The sequence below is a fragment of the Amycolatopsis sp. DG1A-15b genome (assembly GCF_030285645.1).
In the GTDB taxonomy this organism is placed as follows: domain Bacteria; phylum Actinomycetota; class Actinomycetes; order Mycobacteriales; family Pseudonocardiaceae; genus Amycolatopsis.
Genome location: NZ_CP127296.1, coordinates 183,263 through 199,945 on the forward strand (window position 1 = coordinate 183,263; position 16,683 = coordinate 199,945).

Genomic DNA, 16,683 nt, shown 5'->3' on the forward strand with positions numbered 1-16,683 from the left:
CGTGGAGGAGACCTCGCGGGTCACCCATGCGCACTAGCGGGTGAGGGGACGGAATGTGGCACAGTGTCACCTGTGAGTGGGATTCCTGTCGCCGAAGACGTCCTCGACGCCGCCATCGCGGTCCTTCCGCTGCCGGAGGTGGCGACCGCCCTCGGGACGTCGACCAACAAGGTCCGGCAGATGCTGCGCGACGGGCAGCTGATCGCGCTGAAGCGCGGCGGTGAACTGTGCGTGCCCAGCGACTTCTTCGTGCGGGACGGCGTCGTCAAGGGGCTGACCGGGACGATCACCGTGCTCGCCGACTCCGGGTTCTCCCGGACCGAGATGCTGCGGTGGCTGTTCACCGAGGACGACACGCTGCCCGGGAACATGCCCATCAAAGCGCTGCGGACCAGCCACGGCACCGAGGTCAAGCGGCGCGCGCAGGCCATGGCGTTCTGACCTGCAGCTCTTTCGGGGGTCCGGGTGGCGGAGCCCCCGGCCCGGGGCGAAGTCCCGGATGTCACTGGTGAAAGAGGTTGTCGCCGCGAGGAGCTGAACGGCCGCCGCCGTCACCAGGCACGCGGGCAGCGACCACGCGGCCAAGGGACCGGCGACGGCCGCGCCCGCGGCCAGTCCCGTGATCTTCACGCTCGCCGCGGTCGTGAACACCTGCGCGCGGACGTGCTCCGGCGCCTCCCGGTGGCGGATCGCGAACAACGCCGTGAGCTGCGGACCTTCGGCGAATCCGGCCAGCACGGCCGCGATGACGACGCCGTGCCCGCTCGCGGCGACGAGGCAGCTCGCCGCCAGGAGGAGCGTGCTCAGCCCGACGATCCGGTCGGGGGCCCACGGCAGCGGTTTCTTCGCGAGGACGGCGTTGGCCAGCAGGGACGCCACCGCCAGGACGGTGAGCAGCAGGGCGCCGTCCGCCGGGCCGCGCAGGTGCGCCGCGCCCAGCAGCGGGTAACACACGGTGACCATGCCGATCCCGGCGCAGGAGATCGTCGAGGCGACGGTCGCGCGCCGCAGCGGTGCGTTGCGGACCACAACCCTGAAGCCGTCCTTGAGACGGGTCTCCCGGGGCGTCCGCTTCGGCAGGGACCACGCCACCGGGAGAGCCGCGGCGACCAGGCCGACCGCGGCCACGAGCCCGGCCGGACCGCCGAGGAGCCCGGCCAGCCCGGGCCCGGCGAGCGCGGCGGCGGTGAACGTCATGGCGTCGAGGCGGCTGGCCTTCGGCAGCGCGGGCCCGGCGACCGCGGGCAGCTGCGCGGTCCAGCCACCGGCGATGGCCGGGTTGAGCAGGCCGGTCACGACCGCCACGGCGACGACGGCTTCCAACGGCAGGCGGCCGAACACGGCGGTGACCAGCGCGATCCCGCCCGCGTAGCCGCCGAGGGCGACGGCGAGCAGCCGTCCCGGGGTCGCGCTGCGGTCCAGCAGGGCGCCGAACACCGGTCCGCCCACGGCGGCGGCCGCGGTCAGCCCGGCGAGCAGCGCCGCGCCGGCGTGCGGGCCCGCGGCCATCCCGAGCAGCAGCAGCGCGGGCCCGGACAGCTCGTCGCCGGTCCGAGCGAGCGTGGCACCGAGGAGGTAACGCCTTATCACTGGCAAGACGTTACAATGAGGAATGGCCTTTCCGCACCGGGATTCCGTGCAGCGCGCGGTGGATCTGCTGAACGTGTTGCTGGTTCCGGCCCCCGACCCGGCCTCGGTGGCGCGAGTGCTGCGCGATCACGGCGAACCGGAGCTCTCGCTGTCCCCGGAAGACGTCGCGGAACTACGCGCGGCGGCCCTGGAGCTGCGCGAGGTCTTCGCGGCGCCTGACGTGGCTTCGGCGGCTTCGGTGCTCAACGCGTTGTTCGCGGCGTACGCGGGCCCACCGCGCCTGACCGACCACGAAGAGGGCTACGGCTGGCACCTGCACGCGGACGCGGCCGACGACGGGCCATGGGGCGCGTGGCTGGTGACGTCGTCGGCGCTGGGCCTGACGGCGCTGCTGGCGGAGCGCCAGGGAGTGCCGGGCGGGCTGTGCGCGGCACCGACGTGCGGCAAGCCGTTCGCGCACACGGGCGGCGGCAGCCCGCGCAGGTATTGCTCGCCCCGGTGCGCGACGCGCGAACGCGTCGCCGCACACCGGGCGGCCCGCAAGTAACGCACTGGGGTCGTCCGGCCCGTCGACCCGGGTCTTTCGCCCTCCCCGAAAAGCACCCGAAGTGGCCGTGGGTCACCGCGGGACTGGCGGCCTTCGTCATCGTCGGCTCGATCTCGACCACCACCCGGCCCGAGCTTCGGAATCCACACGCCAGTCCTCGGAAGCCGCGGCCAGTTCCTCTGCCGCGGCCGAGGCCCGGCGCAGGGCGGACGAGGAGTCGGAGCGCAAGGCGAACGAGATCACCTACAGCGTCACGACGACGGGAGCGGGGATCTCGATGATCACGTACCTGAAGCCCGGCTTCGACATTTCGCAGGAAACCAGCGTCCGCGGGAAGAAGTGGTCGAAGACCATCGAGGCGGACGGGGACACCCTGGGCATCACCATGAACGCGCAGAACTCGGGTGACGGCACGATCACCTGCCGGATCGCCCGCGGCAACGGCAGCGTCCTGTCGGAGAACAGCAGCTCCGGCCAGTACGCCGTCGTCAGCTGCGGCTGAAGCGGTGGCCGGGGCCCGAGGCCCCGACCACCACCGACAGCTCAGCCCTGGGTCTTGTCGCGCCAGGCGATCCACTTCTCGAGGGCGCCCAAGTCGTAGTCCGGGCCGCCCACGCCGACCGTGAACGTCGTGACGCCCAGCTCCAGCAGCTTCGGGCCCAGCTCGTCCGGCTCGCCCTGGACGCCGCAGGAGCGCTCGATCTCGGCCGGGTCGCGGCCGACGTCCGCGCAGTGCTGGTCGAGGATCTTGACCTTGCGGCCGACGACCTCCGGGTCGCCGAAGCCGTGCCAGATGTCGCCGTGCTTGGCCACGAGGCGCAGTGTCTTCTTCTCGCCTCCGCCGCCGATCAGGACCGGGATCTTGCGGGTCGGCGCCGGGTTCAGCTTGGCCAGGCGCGACTCGATGCGCGGCAGGGACTCCGCCAGGTCGTCGAGCCGGCCGCCCGCGGTGCCGAACTCGTAGCCGTACTCGTCGTAGTCCTTCTCGAACCAGCCGGAGCCGATGCCGAGGATGAGCCGGCCGCCGGAGATGTGGTCGACCGTGCGGGCCATGTCGGCGAGCAGCTCGGGGTTGCGGTAGCTGTTGCAGGTGACGAGCGCGCCGATCTCCACCCGGGACGTCGACTCCGCCCACGCGCCGAGCATCGTCCAGCACTCGAAGTGCATGCCTTCGGGGTCGCCGTAGAGCGGGTAGAAGTGGTCCCAGTTGAAAACGATGTCGGCGCCGAGGTCTTCGGCGGCCGACGCGGTGCGCCGGATGCTGTCGTAGTCGGCGTGCTGCGGCTGGAGCTGCAGGCCGATCCGGATGCGTCGTTCGGTCATGATCGCAGCCTACGACCGCGGTCGAACCTCTCGCGCGCCCAGACGGTGGCCAAGGGGGGTAGTGCCACCACCAGCCGCCGCCGCTTCGGCACCACGGCCCGCCGCGTCAGGATGTCGTAATCCATGGCGACGATCTCGTCGAGGATCCCCTCGTACAGCGTCAACGCCGTCCGCGCGCACGCCCGCGATTCGGGACGCAGCAACGCCACGCCCGCTTCGGCCCGCCGGTACACCGCCCGGGTCCGCGCGACGAAGTACGCCAGCGCCGCCCGGATCCGCGGATCGGGCCGCCGCGCCTCGAGCAGCTCACGCGAAACGCCGAACGCGGCCAGCTCCGAAACCGGCAGGTACAGCCGTCCCCGGTCGAGGTCCTCGCCGACGTCGCGCAGGAAGTTCGTCAGCTGGAACGCCTCGCCGAGTGCCACCGCTCCCGGCTCGGCGTCGGCGAGCGGGCCGACCGTGCCGAACACCGGCAGCATCTGCAGCCCGATCACCGCGGCCGAGCCGTACATGTACTCGCCCAGCTCGGCGAAGGTCGCGTACTCGACCGGCGAAAGGTCCATCCGCATGGACTTCAGGAACGCGTCGAACAACTCACGCGAGAGGCCGTAGCGCCGCACAGTGTCCGACAACGCCACGAGCACCGGGTCGTCCGGGGTCCCGCCCGCGAAGACGACGTCGACCAGCTCGCCGACCCGGTCGAGGGACGCCGCCGGGTCGGTGCCCGGCGCCGGGTTGTCGACCAGTTCGTCGGCGATCCGCGCGAACCCGTACAGCGCGTGCGCGGCGGGCCGGGCCCGGGCCGGCAGCAGCCGCGTCGCGAGGAAGAACGTGCGTCCGTAGTGGGCGTTGATGCGCCGGCACTCGGTGTAGGCGGCGCGCAGGCCCGGTTCGGTGATGCCCGCCGCGTCGAGTTCGTTCACCGGCCGGTGATCCTTTCCGCCGCCAGTCGTCCGGAGATGAGCACCGGCGGGATGCCGACGCCGGGGGTGGTGCCGCAGCCGGCCAGCACGACGTTCCCGGCCGCGCGGACCAGGTTCGCCGGCCGGAACGGACCCGTCTGGCTGAACGTGTGCGCGAGCGAGAACGGCGTTCCGGCGGTGAGGCCGCGCGCCGCCCAGTCCGCCGGGGTGATCGTCTCGTCGACGGTGAACTCGCCGCCGAAACCGGTCAGCCCGCGCGCCTCCAGCGTGCGAAGCAGCTCTTCGCGGTACGGCCCGCGGATGCGGTCCCAGTCGATCGGGCCGCGACGCAGGTTCGGCGCGGGCGCGAGCACCGAGACGATCTCGCCGCCGCGCCCGGCCAGTCCCGGATCGGTCGCCGTGGGCCGCGTGACCAGCAGCGACGGGTCGCTCATCAGCTTGCCCTCGCGGATGATCTCGGCGAACGTCCGCTCCCAGGCACCGCCGAAGAAGATCGTGTGGTGGCCGAGGTCCCACTTCTCGCTCGTCCGCCCGTGCAGCACCACGGCCGACGGCGAGTAGCGCAGCGGCAGCGGACGGCGGGGCCGCGCGCCGAGGAGCCGGTAGGCCGTGCCCAGCTCGGTGGCCAGCACCACGGCGTCGCAGGTGATCCGCTCGCCCGAGCGCGTCCGGACCGCGCGCACCCGCGAATTCACCCGTTCGAGCCACGCGGCTTCGGTGCCGAACCGCACGTCCGCGCCCGCCCGCGCGGCGGCCCCGGTCATCGCGCGGCCGATCTCGCCCATCCCGCCTTCGGGGTAGTGGACGCCGCCGACGGTGTCCATGTAGGCGATGACGCCGTACGCGCCGATCGCGCGGGCCGGGTCGAGGCCCGCGTAGAGCGCCTGGAAGGTGAACAGCCGCCGGACCCGCTCGTCCCGCAGGTAGCGGGCGACGCGCGGGCCGAGCCTGCCGAACCCGCCCAGCGCGCCGAGCTTCGCCAGCTCGGGGCGGGCCAGGTCGAGCGGCGAGTCGAAGTTCGCCGCCAGGAAGTGCTCCTTCTGCACGGCGTACAGCTCGGTCAGCCAGCGGCGCAGCGCCCGGTAGCCGGCCGCTTCGCGGGCGCCGGCGAAGGCGCGGATTTCGGCCTCCATCGCGTCGCCGTCCGTGTGCAGCGCCAGCGAGCTGCCGTCGGCGAACCGCGCCCGGTACGCCGGGTCGAGCCGGGTCAGGCGCAGGTTCTTGGCCAGCGGCTCGCCGACCGCGGCGAACGCTTCTTCGAGGAGCTCCGGCATGGTGAGCACGCTCGCGCCGGTGTCCACGGCGTTGCCGTCGAAGCTCTGCTGCCCGGCCCGCCCGCCCGGGACGTCCGCCTGTTCCAGCAGCGTGACCCGACGTCCGGCGCCGAGCAGGTGCAGGGTCGCCGAGAGCCCGGCCAGCCCCGCTCCGATGACGACGACGTGGTCCGCGGGGCTGTCGATCGTCCGCACGTCAGTACGTCCGCTGGGTGGCCTTGACGACCAGCCCGGTCAGCGCGGCGGGCGCCGGCTCGGCCAGGTGCGCGCGGTCGAGGGCGGCCATCGCCGCCGTCGTCAGCTCGTCGATCCGCCGCTCGACCGCGTCGACCGCGCCGACCTGCTGCAACGCCATCCGGACGGTCTCGACGCCCTCGTCGGACAGGTCCGCGTCGCCGATCGCGTCCGCGATCACCGTGGCCGCGGCCTGCTCGCCCTTCTCCGCCGCGAGCTGCAGGCCGAGGGCGGCGAGCAGGGTGCGCTTGCCTTCGCGCAGGTCGTCACCGGCGGGCTTGCCGGTGACCGAGGGGTCGCCGAAGACGCCCAGCAGGTCGTCGCGCAGCTGGAACGCCACGCCGACCTCGCCGCCGAACTCCAGCAGCGTGGCGATCAGCTCGTCCGACGCGCCGCCGAGCGCGGCGCCCAGGTGCAGCGGCCGCTGCACGGTGTAGGCGGCGGTCTTGAGCCGGTCGATCTTGAGCGCGGCCTCGACGGAGGCGTCCCCGGTGGCCTGCGTGCGGACGTCGAGGTACTGCCCGGCGAGCACCTCGGTGCGCATCGCGCGCCAGGCCGGGCGGGCCGCGGCCAGGGTTTCGGCGGGCAGCGGCGCGTCGGCGAACATGTCGTCCGCCCAGGCCAGCGCCAGGTCGCCGACGAGCACTGCGGTGGCCAGGCCGAACGTGGCGGGGGAGCCGAGCCAGCCACGGTCGGCGTGCAGCTTCGCGCCCGCGATGTGCACGGTCGGGTTGCCGCGGCGGGAGTCGGAGGAGTCGATGAGGTCGTCGTGGATCAGCGCGCACGCCTGGATCAGCTCCAGGCTGGCCACCGCCTGCAGCACGCCCTCCGCGTCCGGGCCGGCCGGGTCGCCGCCCGCGCCGCGCCAGCCCCACCAGGCGAACGTGGGGCGCAAACGCTTGCCACCGCCCAGCACGAACCCGCGCAGCGCGTCGATCCCGGCGGCCACGGTGGGCTCGGTTCCGAGGATCGCGGTGCCCGCCCGATCGAGGAACCCGGCCAGCGCGCGCTCGACGTGGGCGGGCAGGTCACTGTCGGCGGCGGGCGCGTTCATCCCGCCATCCTCGCCGAACCCGCGGGCGCGCGGGTGCGCGGGGCACCCGGATGTGGCGAATCAGACTCCGGCCGTGGCGGCCCAGAACGGACCGGTGAGGCCCGCTTCGGCGAAGTACGCGACGGCGTCGCGCGGTTCGCGCCGCCGGTAGCCGCGCTCCAGCCGGCCCGCGTACCAGCCGCGCGCGAGCCGCCAGAGGGTGACCAGGTCGAGCACGGAACCCTTGGCGTGCCCGGTTTCCGCCAGCCAGGCGTCCACACAGGACTCACAGCAGAAGAGGCGCTGGTTCGCGCACGTGTGCAGAACGTCGTCCCACATCCGGGCGGCGGGCACCAGGAAGTGCGCCACCTGAACGCCTTCGGGCGGCACGGTCCGGTTCACGACCAGCGCGTGCGGCTGCCCGCAGCCGGGGCAGCGGGTCGCGACGAGCACCTCCGGCTCGGCGTCGACCAGGTGCGGGATGGCGAACGAATCCCACGCGCAGCCGCCCCACCACAGCGTGTGCGCACCCATCACGGAGAAGCCGAGCGACTTCGCGGCGAAGGGGTGGGCCAGCACGACGTGCTCGCACTCGTCGAGCACCAGGTGGTGGGCGCCGGCGAGGCGGTGCAGGGCCTGCTTCGCGACGGCCAGCGACCCGCCCGCGGCGTCGGCCAGCTCCGGCGCGCCCGGCGCGCGGCCGTGGCGGGCGAAGGCGCGGTAGACCGCGAGGCGCACGTCCTCGTCCCAGCTCGCGTCGTCGTCCCGCACCACCCCAGCCTAATCCTCGAAGGTGACTCGAATGACTGTCCCGCGACGCGGACGGGGGCTCCCGCATGGCGGGCGGCGGCCCTTAACATGCCGGTATGACGTCGGTGATCGAGCGGTTGCGAGGAGACGGGCCGAAGTTCTCCATCGAGTTCTTCCCACCCCGGGACACGGTGGACGAGGCCGTCCTCTGGAAGGCGATCCGGGAGCTCGAGCCGTACGACCCCGCCTACATGTCGATCACCTACGGCGCCGGCGGCTCCAGCCGCGACGGCACGATCCGCAGCATCGCCCGCGTCGCGACCGAGACGACGCTGGTGCCGATGGCGCACCTGACCGCGGTCAACCACTCCGTCGCCGAGCTGCGCAACGTGATCGGCTGGTACGCCTCGGTCGGCGTCCGCAACATCCTCGCGCTGCGCGGCGACCCGCCGGGCGACGTCTACGGCGACTGGATCCCGCACCCGGAGGGCCTGACCTACGCCGAAGAGCTGGTCCAGCTGGTCCGGGAGCTGGGCGACTTCTGCATCGGCGTCTCGGCGTACACCTACGGCCACCCGCGCTCGGCAGACCTGGATTCGGACACGAAGTACCTGGTCCGCAAGCTGCGCGCGGGCGCCGACTTCGCGATCGCGCAGCTGTTCCACGACGCCGAAGACTTCCTGCGGCTGCGCGACCGGGTGGCCGCGACCGGCTGCGACGTGCCGGTGCTGCCCGGCGTCATGCCGCTGACCACCATGCGGACGCTGCAGACGACGATCAAGCTGTCCGGCGCCCCGGCGCCCCGCAAGCTCCTGGACCGGCTCGAACCGCTGGCCGACGACCCCAAGGCGTTCCGTGCGGCGGGCATCGACGTCACGACGGAGCTGTGCGAGAAGCTGATCGCCGAGGGCGTGCCGAACCTGCACTTCTACACGTTCAACCGCTCGAAGGCGACGCGCGAGGTGATCGCCCGGCTGGGCCTCGTCCCCGCCCGTGCTTAAGGCTGTGACAACCGGGGCTTCGCCCCGGGCCGGGGGCTCCGCCACCCGGACCCCCGAACTGAAGTCCGTACCACCGGGTACACGTGGCCCGGTAGCGTGCGGCGTATGGCTTCTACTGCTTCCGAAGGCGTGCACGAAATCTGTGACCGCTACGTCGACGACTACGTGGCCGCGGACCCGGTCGCGGCGACCGTCCACGGCGTCACCGGCCACGACCACCGGCTGACCGACTACTCGGCGGACGGCTTCGCCGAGCGCGCCGGCCTGGCCGCGCGAGCGCACGCCGCCGTCACCGCCGCCGAGCCGCGGGACGCCGCCGAGCGCGCCGCCAAGGCCGTGTTCACCGAGCGCGTCGGCCTGGAGCTGGAGATCCACGAGGCCGGCCTCGACGTGGCGAACCTGAACGTCATCTCCAGCCCGGTGCAGGACCTGCGGATGGCGTTCGACCTGATGCCGTGCGAGACCGAGCAGGACTGGGCGGTCGTCTCGGCCCGGATCGCCGAGGTGCCCCGGGCACTCGCGAACGTCCGCGGCGGTCTGCTCGCGGCGGCCGACGCGGGGCACGTCTCGGCGCTGCGGCAGGTCGCGAAGGTGGCGGAGCAGTGCGAGACGTGGTCCGGTCTGAAGGAGGAAAAGGGCTTCTTCACCGCGCTGACCGGCGGTGCGTCCTCGCAGGGAGAAGCCTTGAAGGCGGACCTCGCGCACGGCGCGCGGGCCGCGGACGAGGCGTTCGCGGAGTTCGCCGGGTTCCTGCGGGCCGAGCTGGCGCCGAAGGCCCCGGTCAAGGACGCCGTCGGCGAGGACGTCTACCGCCTGTGGTCGCGCTACTTCGTCGGCGCGGCGCTGGACCTGCGGGAGGCCTACGAGTGGGGCTGGGCGGAGTTCGCCCGGATCGAGGCCGAGATGCGCGCGGTGGCGAACCGGATCAAGCCGGGCGCTTCGCCGGCCGAGGCCGCGGCGGTCCTGGACACGGACCCGCGGTACCGCGTCCGCGGCCGTGCGGAGTTCGAGGCGTGGATGCAGCGCCTCTCCGACGACGCCCTGAAATCCTTGCGCGGCAAGCACTTCGACATTTCCGACCGCGTGCTGGCCCTGGAGTGCAAGATCGCCCCGCCGGGCGGTGGAGTGGGCGCGTACTACACGCCCCCGAGCGAGGACTTCGCGCGTCCGGGCCGCATGTGGTGGTCCCTGCCGGCGGGCCGCGACGAGTTCAGCACCTGGCGCGAGACGAGCACGGTGTACCACGAGGGAGCACCGGGTCACCACCTCCAGATCGCGACGGCGGTGGACCAGTCGAGCGGGCTGAACAAGTACCAGCGGCTGCTGGCGTTCACCTCGGGCCACGCGGAGGGCTGGGCCCTGTACGCGGAGCGCCTGATGGAGGAACTGGGTTACCTCTCGGACGACGGCGACCTCCTGGGCATGCTGTCGGAGCAGCTGTTCCGCGCGGCCCGCGTGGTGGTGGACCTCGGCATGCACCTGGAGCTGGTGATCCCGGCCGGAACGGGCTTCCACGAAGGCGCGCGGTGGACGCCCGAGCTGGGGCTGGAGTTCATGCTGACCCGCACGATCACGGACCAGGCCCACATCCGCGACGAGATCGACCGGTACCTGGGCTGGCCGGGCCAGGCCCCGGCGTACAAGATCGGCGAGCGCCTCTGGCTGGCGGCCCGGTCGGAGGCCCAGGCCCGCGCGGGGTCCGGGTTCGACATCAAGCACTTCCACACGGAGGCGCTGAAGATGGGCGGGATGGGGCTGGACACGCTGCGGGAGCAGCTGGCCGCCCTGGACTGAGCCGCTTGAGGGATCGGGCCGGCCCTGATCCCTCAAGGCTCCTCCGGCGGTGGTTTCCGGTCTTCGCCGGGCGTACTCCGCTCGTCCTCGACCGGCACCTCGAGCAGGGCACAGAGCAGCTTCTCCTGTCGTTCGGTGAACTCGCCGGTCTTCTTGGCGGACCGCTGGATCTGCCGCACGACTTTCCCGCGGCGACGCTCACGCAGGTAGGCGGGCCTCAGCGCCAGCCCGAGCACGAAGGCAAGGGCTGTGGCCAGCGGCACCGCATCGCCGACGCCGGGTCCGACGGCGGCGATGAGGATCTTCGTGAATCCCATGCTCGGCTCCCTGCCGATCGGGCGGGAGCCGAGGCCGGGTTAGGGCAGCGCTCCGCCGCGGATGACCATCGAGGACATCCGCGGTGCGCTGGGACCCCGGGGAGCGCAGCCGGCACAGCGAGGACGCATGCTGACTTCGCCGACGGGACTGAGCTCACGGGAGCGCCGCCTGATCCGGGCAAGTCCGCTGCGCGAAGCACTGGCCGCGCCGGTCCGCCACGAGAGGATGAGCAGGCGCTGGAGCAGAAGAATCCAGGGCGAAACCAGGTGGAAGAACGACTCGTCGACCGTTGCGCCGGCGGGCCGATGAGTTCCGGTGACGACTTCGGCCGCCCATTTGTCGAGGTCGGCCGAGATTTTCAACGCCGGGGCATCGACGAGCGCGACAACGTGCGACGCCGGTGACCAAGCCGGGTCGGCCTCCCAGTCCGCCAGGCTCGGACGCGACCCGTACTCCTCGGCGGGGTTCGAGCATCCGCTCGCGGTGGTGCATTCGGCGCTCGCGGAGCGGTCGCAAGAATTCTCGGAATCTTCTCCGAGCAACACTCGCAAGGCCGTCGAGAGGGAGTCCAGGGAGGCAGAAACCCGATGGCTGCCATTGAGAACGCCATTGAGGACGCAGGTCCAGTTCATCGGGCTGGGCCATGCGATCAGCATAGGCGTGAAAAAGTCGTCGGTGCCGTACCACCAGCGTCCGGAGGTCGACATCGGATTCACGAGCTCATCGTAACGGCTCTTCACGGCGGCAACCACAACTCCGCCGGACAGGCGACAACAGGCCTTGGAAAAACCCGGTCGCATCGGCCTGCGTGCGCCGCTAAGTTGCTTCCCGTGCGCCGAATCCTCTTCGTCACCCCACCGCCTCGCGGCTGAGCGGGGTGGTCCCTCGCCGCGTGGCCTCCAAGGCCCGCGGCTGATTCGTGGTGCGCACCGCCCCGCGTTCGTCGAATTCCCTTTCCTTCGACGCAGACGCAGGAGCGTTCATGTCCGTTGTCCTCCCCACGCGCGCCCGATCGTCGGCCGCGCTCGTTCTCGCCGGTGTCCTCTGGGGCACCGGCGGCCTCGCCGGCTCGCTGCTCGGCCGGCGAGCCGGCCTCCACCCGCTCGCCGTCGCCGACTACCGCCTGCTCGTCGGCGGCGGGGTCGCCACCCTCTTCGTCCTCCTGACCGGCGGCACCTTCCCGCGCACTCCCGAAGCCGTCCGGCGCATCCTCGCCGTCGGCGGGCTGTTCGCCCTGTTCCAGGCGAGCTACTTCGCCGCCGTCGCGCTCAGCTCGGTGAGCGTCGCGACCATGACGACGATCGGTGCCGCGCCCGTCTTCGTCACCCTCGCGTCGGTGCGGAAACTCCGTCGGTGGACGGTGGTGTCCGTGGCGGGCACCCTCGCCGGCCTGGTGCTGCTCCAGTGGTCACCGGGCGAAGCCTTCTCGTTCGGAGGCCTGGGCTGCGCCTTGCTCGCGGCAGCGGGCTTCGCGACCCTGACGCTGGTCACCGCGAAGCCGGTCGAAGGCCTGGAGCCGCTGTCGACGACGGCGTTCGGCTGCCTCGCCGGCGGTCTGCTGCTCGTCCCGGTCGCGAGCTGGTCCGGCATGGCGATTCCGCTGCACGCGGACGTCCTCGCGATCGTCGGCTACCTCGGCGCGATCCCGACCGCGCTCGCGTACGCCGCGTACCTGCGGGGCCTGGCCGACGCGCATCCCGTGCTCGGCTCGCTCTCGGCGGTGCTCGAGCCGCTGACGGCCGCGGTGCTGTCCGCCGCGCTGCTCGGTGAACGGCTGAGCGTCACAGCGTGGTGCGGCGCCGGCGTGCTGGTCGCGGCGCTGGGCGTCGGCTACTGGCGGCCCGAGCCACGCTGAGGAACGCTGCTCCTCGGCTCAGCGCGGGTCGAGGGGCAGTTCCCGCCCCAGGATCGCGAACGGCCGCGGGTCGCCCGCGAAGTGGTAGTCGCGCAGGACGTCGACGAAGCCGGTGCGGCGGTAGAGCTTCCACGCCCGGCTCGTGCCCTCGGGCGTCGACAGGAGCACGTTCGCGCTCGGGACGCCGTCCAGGAGGCCGCGTAGCAGGTCCTCGCCGATCTGGTGGCCCTGGTTCTCCGGCCGGACGTGGATCTCGGTCAGCTCGAAGTAGTCCGACAGCCAGCGGTCGGCCTCGGCGGCCCCGGAGCGGCGGCTCAGGCCGTGGCGCACCTGCTCGTGCCACCACTGCCCGGCGCGGCCGCGGTAGCCGTAGGCCACGCCGAGCAGGACGTCGTCGGCGTCGAGCGCGGCCATGCAGCGCCAGCCCTCGCGCAGCGCGTGGGTGAGCCACATCGGCGCGCGCTGCTCGGCGGTGCCGGCCGGGTACCGCATCGCCCGGACGTAGATGTCGAGCGCTTCGGGCAGGCGGGCGCGGAACTCGTCCGAGGAGAGCTGGACGTAGCGAGAGCAGCCGGCGGGCATCGCGGTCACGGCTGCCCATCTTCCTCCGCGCCGGCGAGCGCGCCCGGGGTGCCCCCGGTCAACGCCACCAGCCCGGCGAAGGTCGTGGGGAACACGGCCTTCGGGTGCCCGGCGGCGGCCCACACGACGTCGTGGGCGCGCAGCGCGGTGTCGACCAGGGTGGGCAGCGGCTCGGGGTGCCCGACCGGGGCGACGCCGCCGATCGGCTGCCCGGTGTGCGCCCGCACGAAATCGGCGTCGGCCTTGGCGATTTCGCCGCCGGCCAGCCGGGCGAGCGTGCCCGGGTCGGCGCGGTGGGCGCCCGACGTCAGCGCGAGGAGCGCTTTTTTGTCGGACCCCAGGCGGAAGATGAGGCTGTTGGCGATGGCCCCGACGGGCACGCCGAGTGCTTCGGCCGCCTGGGCGGCGGTCCGGACCTCGGCGGGCAGGACACGGATGCCCTCGGCGGCGGCGTGCTGTCCGGCTTCGGCCAGCGCGGCCGCCACCTTGGCGACGGCGGGGTGCTCCAGCGAACTCATGAACCTATGAGATCACGCCACCGACCTGGTGTGCCGCACACGTCCGGGGATCGGCCCCCTGGGGTTGAGCGGGCAGCGGGTCCGGGGTTACTCTGGAAATTGTTCGAACAGGCGTTCGACATCAGGTGAGCGCGTACCGATCAGGCGCCCGGAGCCGTCCCGGCTTCGGACACCCGCCGGGCTCACCCGCGCAGGAGGAGGGTCGCCATGTCCGTCGAGGTCGTGTCCCCCACGGATCCCGGGCAGCCGGAGCTGCCCATGTCGCCGCGCCCGCAGCCGGCCCCGCCCGGAACCCGGCGCGGGCGATCCCGCCAGTGCTTGTCGGCGCCGGCCGAGCCCCACCAGCGCGCATCGGCGGTGGACGCCCGCCAGCCTCAGCTGCCGATCGCCCTGTGCACTTCGGCCGCGGGGGTCGCGGATGCCGAGCAGCGGTCCTCGTCTTCGGTTGCCGCGGGTTCGGGGGAGTCTGGGGCGGTGGGTGCCCAGGCGGATTCGGGGTTGCGGGGTTCGCTGCGACCTTCATCTTCGGTTGTTGCGGGCTCGGCGCAGGCTCAGCCGGCGGGCGGCGCGGCGGATGCCGGGCAGTCCGAGCTGCCGCTTCCGGTCCCGGCGATCCCGGAGCAGGCCCGGCCTGCGCGCGCGGGCGCTGGCCGCCCTGAGTCGCCTACGGGTGCGGAGTCCGGGCAGCTCGAGCTGTCGGCTTCGGGGGAGTCCGGGCGGTCGGGAGTGGCGTCTTCCGCTGCCCGGCCGGTGACCGCCGGCGTCGACTCCGGCCGGACCGAGCCGGTCACCCTTGCCGAGTCCAGGCAGCCGCCCGTCGTGTCCTCGCCGGCGGAGTCCGGCCACTCCGAGCTGCCGGCTCCCGAAGCGCCGGTGCCGACCCCGGCCGGCGCCGATGGACCGTCCGAACTGCCCCTGTCCCTGCGGCCGCCCGGGGCCGGGTCCGACCAGTCCCAGCTGCCCATGTCCCTGCGCCCGCCCGCTTCTCCGGCCGCCGCCGGGTTGCTCGCGCAGGCGCGGCGCGGGCTCGCCGAGGCCGCGCAGGAAACCCGGCCCGCCGAACGCTTCATCGGTGCCTACCTCGCCGCCCTCAGGGGTGCTGCCGCCGTGCTCGCCGCTCGGGGGCGGCCGCACCGGGGGCGGGCTCGTCCCGCCAGCACCTGGGTGCTGCTCGACTCCGTCGCCCCCGAGCTGCGGGAGTGGTCGGCCTTCTTCGCCAGCAACTCGGCCACGCGCGCCGCCGCGCAGGCCGGGATCACCGGGAAGGTCACCGCCGAGTCGGCCGCCGGGCTGGTGGGGGCCGCCACGCCGTTCCTGGAACTCGTCCGCCGTCTCGTGCACGGCCTGCCGATCACCGGGGAAGCCCATGTCGCGTGAGCACGGCCCGGTCGACCAGGGGCGGTTGCTCACGGCGTTGGGAATCGAAGGCAGGCTGCTGGCCGAAGCGGTGCACGCGGCGCCGACCGAAGCGCCGGTGCCCGCCTGCCCCGGCTGGTCGCTCGGCGAGGTCGCCCGGCACGTCGGGAGCCTCTACCGGCTGGTCCGGCGCCGGCTGACCGACGGCCGGAGCCCCGACGACTGGCCGCGCGACCCCGAGCCGGGCCAGAGCCTGCAGGACTTCCTGGAAACGGGCCTGACCGAACTGCTCGACGAGCTCGCCGCCCACGACCCCGAGGACCGCGCCGACACCTGGTGGCCGGCGGACCGGACCTACGGGTTCTGGCGCCGGCGGATGCTGCACGAGACGGTCGTCCACCGGGTGGACGTCGAGCAGGCGGCGGGCGCGGAGCCGCACGGCGTGCCCGACGACGTCGCGATCGACGGCATCGACGAGGTGCTCACCCTGTGGTTCGGGCAGAAGCTGCCGATGCTCGGCCTGACCGGCACGAAGGCGGGCTCGGTCGGCGTCCGGACCGGCGCGCACAGCTGGATCGCGCGGGCCGGGCCCGTCACCACGGAGGCCTGGCGCTGTTCGGCCGAGGAGGCCGAGGCCGCGGACGACGTCGTCACGGCCAGGCCCGCGCAGGTCTACCTGTGGCTCTGGGGCCGCGCGTCCCTGACCTCGGTGACCGTGCGCGGCGTGCACGACCAGGCGGCCCAGCTCTGGGCACTGCTGCGGCTCGCGACCCGATGACCCGGCCGGTGGGGAAGCCGAACCGGAATTGTCGGAGGTGGCGGTTAGCCTGCGGCGCATGACCACGCGCCTGGTGAACCTGGTGATCGACGCGGCGCGCCCGGATGCCCTGGCGGGCTTCTGGGCCGCGCTGCTCGGCTGGCACGTCGCCGTCGAGGAGGCCGGCGAGGTCGACGTCCGTGCCCCGGAGAGCGACGGCTGGGACCTGGACCTCGTCTTCGTGCCCGTTCCGGAACCCAAGGAGGTCAAGAACCGCATCCACCTGGACCTGGCGAGCACGACCCGGGCGCACCAGGCCGAGCTGGTGGCGCGCGCCGTGGAGCTGGGCGGCCGCCGGGTCGACCTCGGGCAGGGTGACGTGCCCTGGGTGGTGCTCGCGGACCCGGAAGGCAACGAATTCTGCGTCCTCGAACCCCGCGAGCGGTACGCGGACACCGGCGCGGTGGCGTCGATCCTGGTCGACGCCCACGAACCGGAGCTCCTGGCGGGCTTCTGGGCGCGGATCACCGGCTGGCCGGTCCAGGCCCGCGAAGGCGGCGAACTGGTGGGCCTGCGCGCGCCGTCCGGCCGGGGACCGTGGCTGGAATTCCTGCGCAACGACGACGTCAAGCGGGTCAAGAACCGCGTCCACCTGGACATCGCGCCCCCGGCGAACGCCGGCCACGCCGCGGCGGTGACGGAGGTCGTCGCGGCCGGTGCGGCGCCGGCGGACCTGGGCGGTCCCGCGTTGCCGTGGCGGGTGCTGACCGACCCGGAGGGCAACGAGTTCTGCGTGCTGACCCCGCGCTGAGCTGGGATTCCCGACGG

General features: G+C 73.2%; 19 protein-coding genes. 10 read left to right on the forward strand and 9 right to left on the reverse strand.

The annotated features are described in order from the left end of the window. Nucleotides 1–72: 72 nt before the first annotated feature. The 4 genes from QRY02_RS00920 (at nt 73) to QRY02_RS00935 (ending at nt 2,639) form a co-directional block, all read left to right on the forward strand. Nucleotides 73–441, forward strand: a complete 369-nt coding sequence (locus QRY02_RS00920) for an Rv2175c family DNA-binding protein (protein WP_285989583.1) — start codon at nt 73–75, stop codon at nt 439–441. Between the two features lie 514 nt (nt 442–955). Continuing rightward, nucleotides 956–1,372 carry a hypothetical protein gene (locus QRY02_RS00925; RefSeq protein WP_285989584.1) on the forward strand — a complete coding sequence of 139 codons (417 nt, stop codon included), beginning with the start codon at nt 956–958 and terminating at the stop codon, nt 1,370–1,372. 240 nt (nt 1,373–1,612) lie between these two features. Then, nucleotides 1,613–2,137 (forward strand): CGNR zinc finger domain-containing protein, encoded by a 525-nt coding sequence (locus tag QRY02_RS00930; protein ID WP_285989585.1) that lies wholly within the window; start codon nt 1,613–1,615, stop codon nt 2,135–2,137. A gap of 61 nt (nt 2,138–2,198) precedes the next feature. Next, nucleotides 2,199–2,639, forward strand: a complete 441-nt coding sequence (locus tag QRY02_RS00935) for a hypothetical protein (RefSeq protein ID WP_285989586.1) — start codon at nt 2,199–2,201, stop codon at nt 2,637–2,639. A gap of 41 nt (nt 2,640–2,680) precedes the next feature. On the opposite strand, the gene QRY02_RS00940 is transcribed toward QRY02_RS00935, so the two are convergent. Genes QRY02_RS00940 through merB form a run of 5 tightly spaced genes read right to left on the reverse strand, consistent with a single transcriptional unit; the run spans nt 2,681 to nt 7,695 of the window. Beyond that, on the reverse strand, nt 2,681–3,460 hold the full coding sequence (locus QRY02_RS00940; protein WP_285989587.1) for an LLM class F420-dependent oxidoreductase: 780 nt from the start codon (nt 3,458–3,460) through the stop codon (nt 2,681–2,683). Then, nucleotides 3,457–4,383, reverse strand: a complete 927-nt coding sequence (locus tag QRY02_RS00945) for a phytoene/squalene synthase family protein (protein WP_285989588.1) — start codon at nt 4,381–4,383, stop codon at nt 3,457–3,459. The genes QRY02_RS00940 and QRY02_RS00945 overlap by 4 nt, the downstream gene beginning before the upstream one ends. Continuing rightward, nucleotides 4,380–5,852, reverse strand: a complete 1,473-nt coding sequence (gene crtI / locus QRY02_RS00950) for a phytoene desaturase family protein (protein WP_285989589.1) — start codon at nt 5,850–5,852, stop codon at nt 4,380–4,382. Before crtI ends, QRY02_RS00945 begins: the two co-directional genes overlap by 4 nt. A 1-nt stretch (nt 5,853) precedes the next feature. Further along, entirely contained in the window at nt 5,854–6,945 is a 1,092-nt protein-coding gene (locus QRY02_RS00955; protein WP_285989590.1) for a polyprenyl synthetase family protein, read from the reverse strand. A gap of 60 nt (nt 6,946–7,005) precedes the next feature. Continuing rightward, nucleotides 7,006–7,695: an organomercurial lyase gene (gene merB, locus QRY02_RS00960; protein ID WP_285989591.1), complete on the reverse strand. Its 690-nt coding sequence runs from the start codon at nt 7,693–7,695 to the stop codon at nt 7,006–7,008. A gap of 95 nt (nt 7,696–7,790) precedes the next feature. Between merB and metF the strand changes: the two genes are divergently transcribed. Beyond that, a complete protein-coding gene (gene metF, locus QRY02_RS00965; RefSeq protein WP_285989592.1) occupies nt 7,791–8,675 on the forward strand; it encodes a methylenetetrahydrofolate reductase [NAD(P)H] in 885 nt (294 codons plus the stop codon). A 105-nt stretch (nt 8,676–8,780) separates the two neighbouring features. Further along, nucleotides 8,781–10,469: a DUF885 domain-containing protein gene (locus tag QRY02_RS00970; RefSeq protein ID WP_285989593.1), complete on the forward strand. Its 1,689-nt coding sequence runs from the start codon at nt 8,781–8,783 to the stop codon at nt 10,467–10,469. A 32-nt stretch (nt 10,470–10,501) separates the two neighbouring features. Here the strand turns inward: QRY02_RS00970 and QRY02_RS00975 are convergent, their stop codons facing one another. Beyond that, on the reverse strand, nt 10,502–10,786 hold the full coding sequence (locus QRY02_RS00975; RefSeq protein ID WP_285989594.1) for a hypothetical protein: 285 nt from the start codon (nt 10,784–10,786) through the stop codon (nt 10,502–10,504). 39 nt (nt 10,787–10,825) lie between these two features. Continuing rightward, a complete protein-coding gene (locus QRY02_RS00980; protein ID WP_285989595.1) occupies nt 10,826–11,503 on the reverse strand; it encodes a hypothetical protein in 678 nt (225 codons plus the stop codon). A 266-nt stretch (nt 11,504–11,769) separates the two neighbouring features. Between QRY02_RS00980 and QRY02_RS00985 the strand changes: the two genes are divergently transcribed. Continuing rightward, nucleotides 11,770–12,642, forward strand: coding sequence for a DMT family transporter (locus QRY02_RS00985; protein ID WP_285989596.1), 873 nt, complete (start codon nt 11,770–11,772; stop codon nt 12,640–12,642). An 18-nt stretch (nt 12,643–12,660) separates the two neighbouring features. On the opposite strand, the gene QRY02_RS00990 is transcribed toward QRY02_RS00985, so the two are convergent. Together QRY02_RS00990 and QRY02_RS00995 are read right to left on the reverse strand one after the other, a co-directional pair. Beyond that, a complete protein-coding gene (locus tag QRY02_RS00990; RefSeq protein WP_285989597.1) occupies nt 12,661–13,233 on the reverse strand; it encodes a GNAT family N-acetyltransferase in 573 nt (190 codons plus the stop codon). Beyond that, nucleotides 13,230–13,742 carry a YbaK/EbsC family protein gene (locus tag QRY02_RS00995; protein ID WP_285989598.1) on the reverse strand — a complete coding sequence of 171 codons (513 nt, stop codon included), beginning with the start codon at nt 13,740–13,742 and terminating at the stop codon, nt 13,230–13,232. The genes QRY02_RS00990 and QRY02_RS00995 overlap by 4 nt, the downstream gene beginning before the upstream one ends. Before the next feature lie 726 nt (nt 13,743–14,468). Between QRY02_RS00995 and QRY02_RS48790 the strand changes: the two genes are divergently transcribed. The 3 genes from QRY02_RS48790 to QRY02_RS01010 are packed head-to-tail and all read left to right on the forward strand — an operon-like array spanning nt 14,469 to nt 16,666. Further along, entirely contained in the window at nt 14,469–15,119 is a 651-nt protein-coding gene (locus QRY02_RS48790; protein ID WP_285989599.1) for an SAV_6107 family HEPN domain-containing protein, read from the forward strand. Next, nucleotides 15,109–15,876: a maleylpyruvate isomerase family mycothiol-dependent enzyme gene (locus tag QRY02_RS01005; RefSeq protein ID WP_285989600.1), complete on the forward strand. Its 768-nt coding sequence runs from the start codon at nt 15,109–15,111 to the stop codon at nt 15,874–15,876. The genes QRY02_RS48790 and QRY02_RS01005 overlap by 11 nt, the downstream gene beginning before the upstream one ends. Nucleotides 15,877–15,934: 58 nt before the next feature. Next, the gene (locus QRY02_RS01010) at nt 15,935–16,666 is read left to right on the forward strand and encodes a VOC family protein (RefSeq protein ID WP_285989601.1); all 732 of its coding nucleotides are present in this window, start codon (nt 15,935–15,937) and stop codon (nt 16,664–16,666) included. Nucleotides 16,667–16,683: the final 17 nt, after the last annotated feature.

Coding starts and splice junctions, on each gene's coding strand:
- QRY02_RS01005 (WP_285989600.1), top strand. CDS start 15,109: ATGTCGCGTGAGCACGGCCCGGTCGACCAGGGGCGGTTGCTCACGGCG.
- QRY02_RS00930 (WP_285989585.1), top strand. CDS start 1,613: ATGGCCTTTCCGCACCGGGATTCCGTGCAGCGCGCGGTGGATCTGCTG.
- QRY02_RS00970 (WP_285989593.1), top strand. CDS start 8,781: ATGGCTTCTACTGCTTCCGAAGGCGTGCACGAAATCTGTGACCGCTAC.
- QRY02_RS00955 (WP_285989590.1), bottom strand. CDS start 6,945: ATGAACGCGCCCGCCGCCGACAGTGACCTGCCCGCCCACGTCGAGCGC.
- QRY02_RS00940 (WP_285989587.1), bottom strand. CDS start 3,460: ATGACCGAACGACGCATCCGGATCGGCCTGCAGCTCCAGCCGCAGCAC.
- metF (WP_285989592.1), top strand. CDS start 7,791: ATGACGTCGGTGATCGAGCGGTTGCGAGGAGACGGGCCGAAGTTCTCC.
- QRY02_RS01010 (WP_285989601.1), top strand. CDS start 15,935: ATGACCACGCGCCTGGTGAACCTGGTGATCGACGCGGCGCGCCCGGAT.
- QRY02_RS00995 (WP_285989598.1), bottom strand. CDS start 13,742: ATGAGTTCGCTGGAGCACCCCGCCGTCGCCAAGGTGGCGGCCGCGCTG.
- QRY02_RS00975 (WP_285989594.1), bottom strand. CDS start 10,786: ATGGGATTCACGAAGATCCTCATCGCCGCCGTCGGACCCGGCGTCGGC.
- QRY02_RS00985 (WP_285989596.1), top strand. CDS start 11,770: ATGTCCGTTGTCCTCCCCACGCGCGCCCGATCGTCGGCCGCGCTCGTT.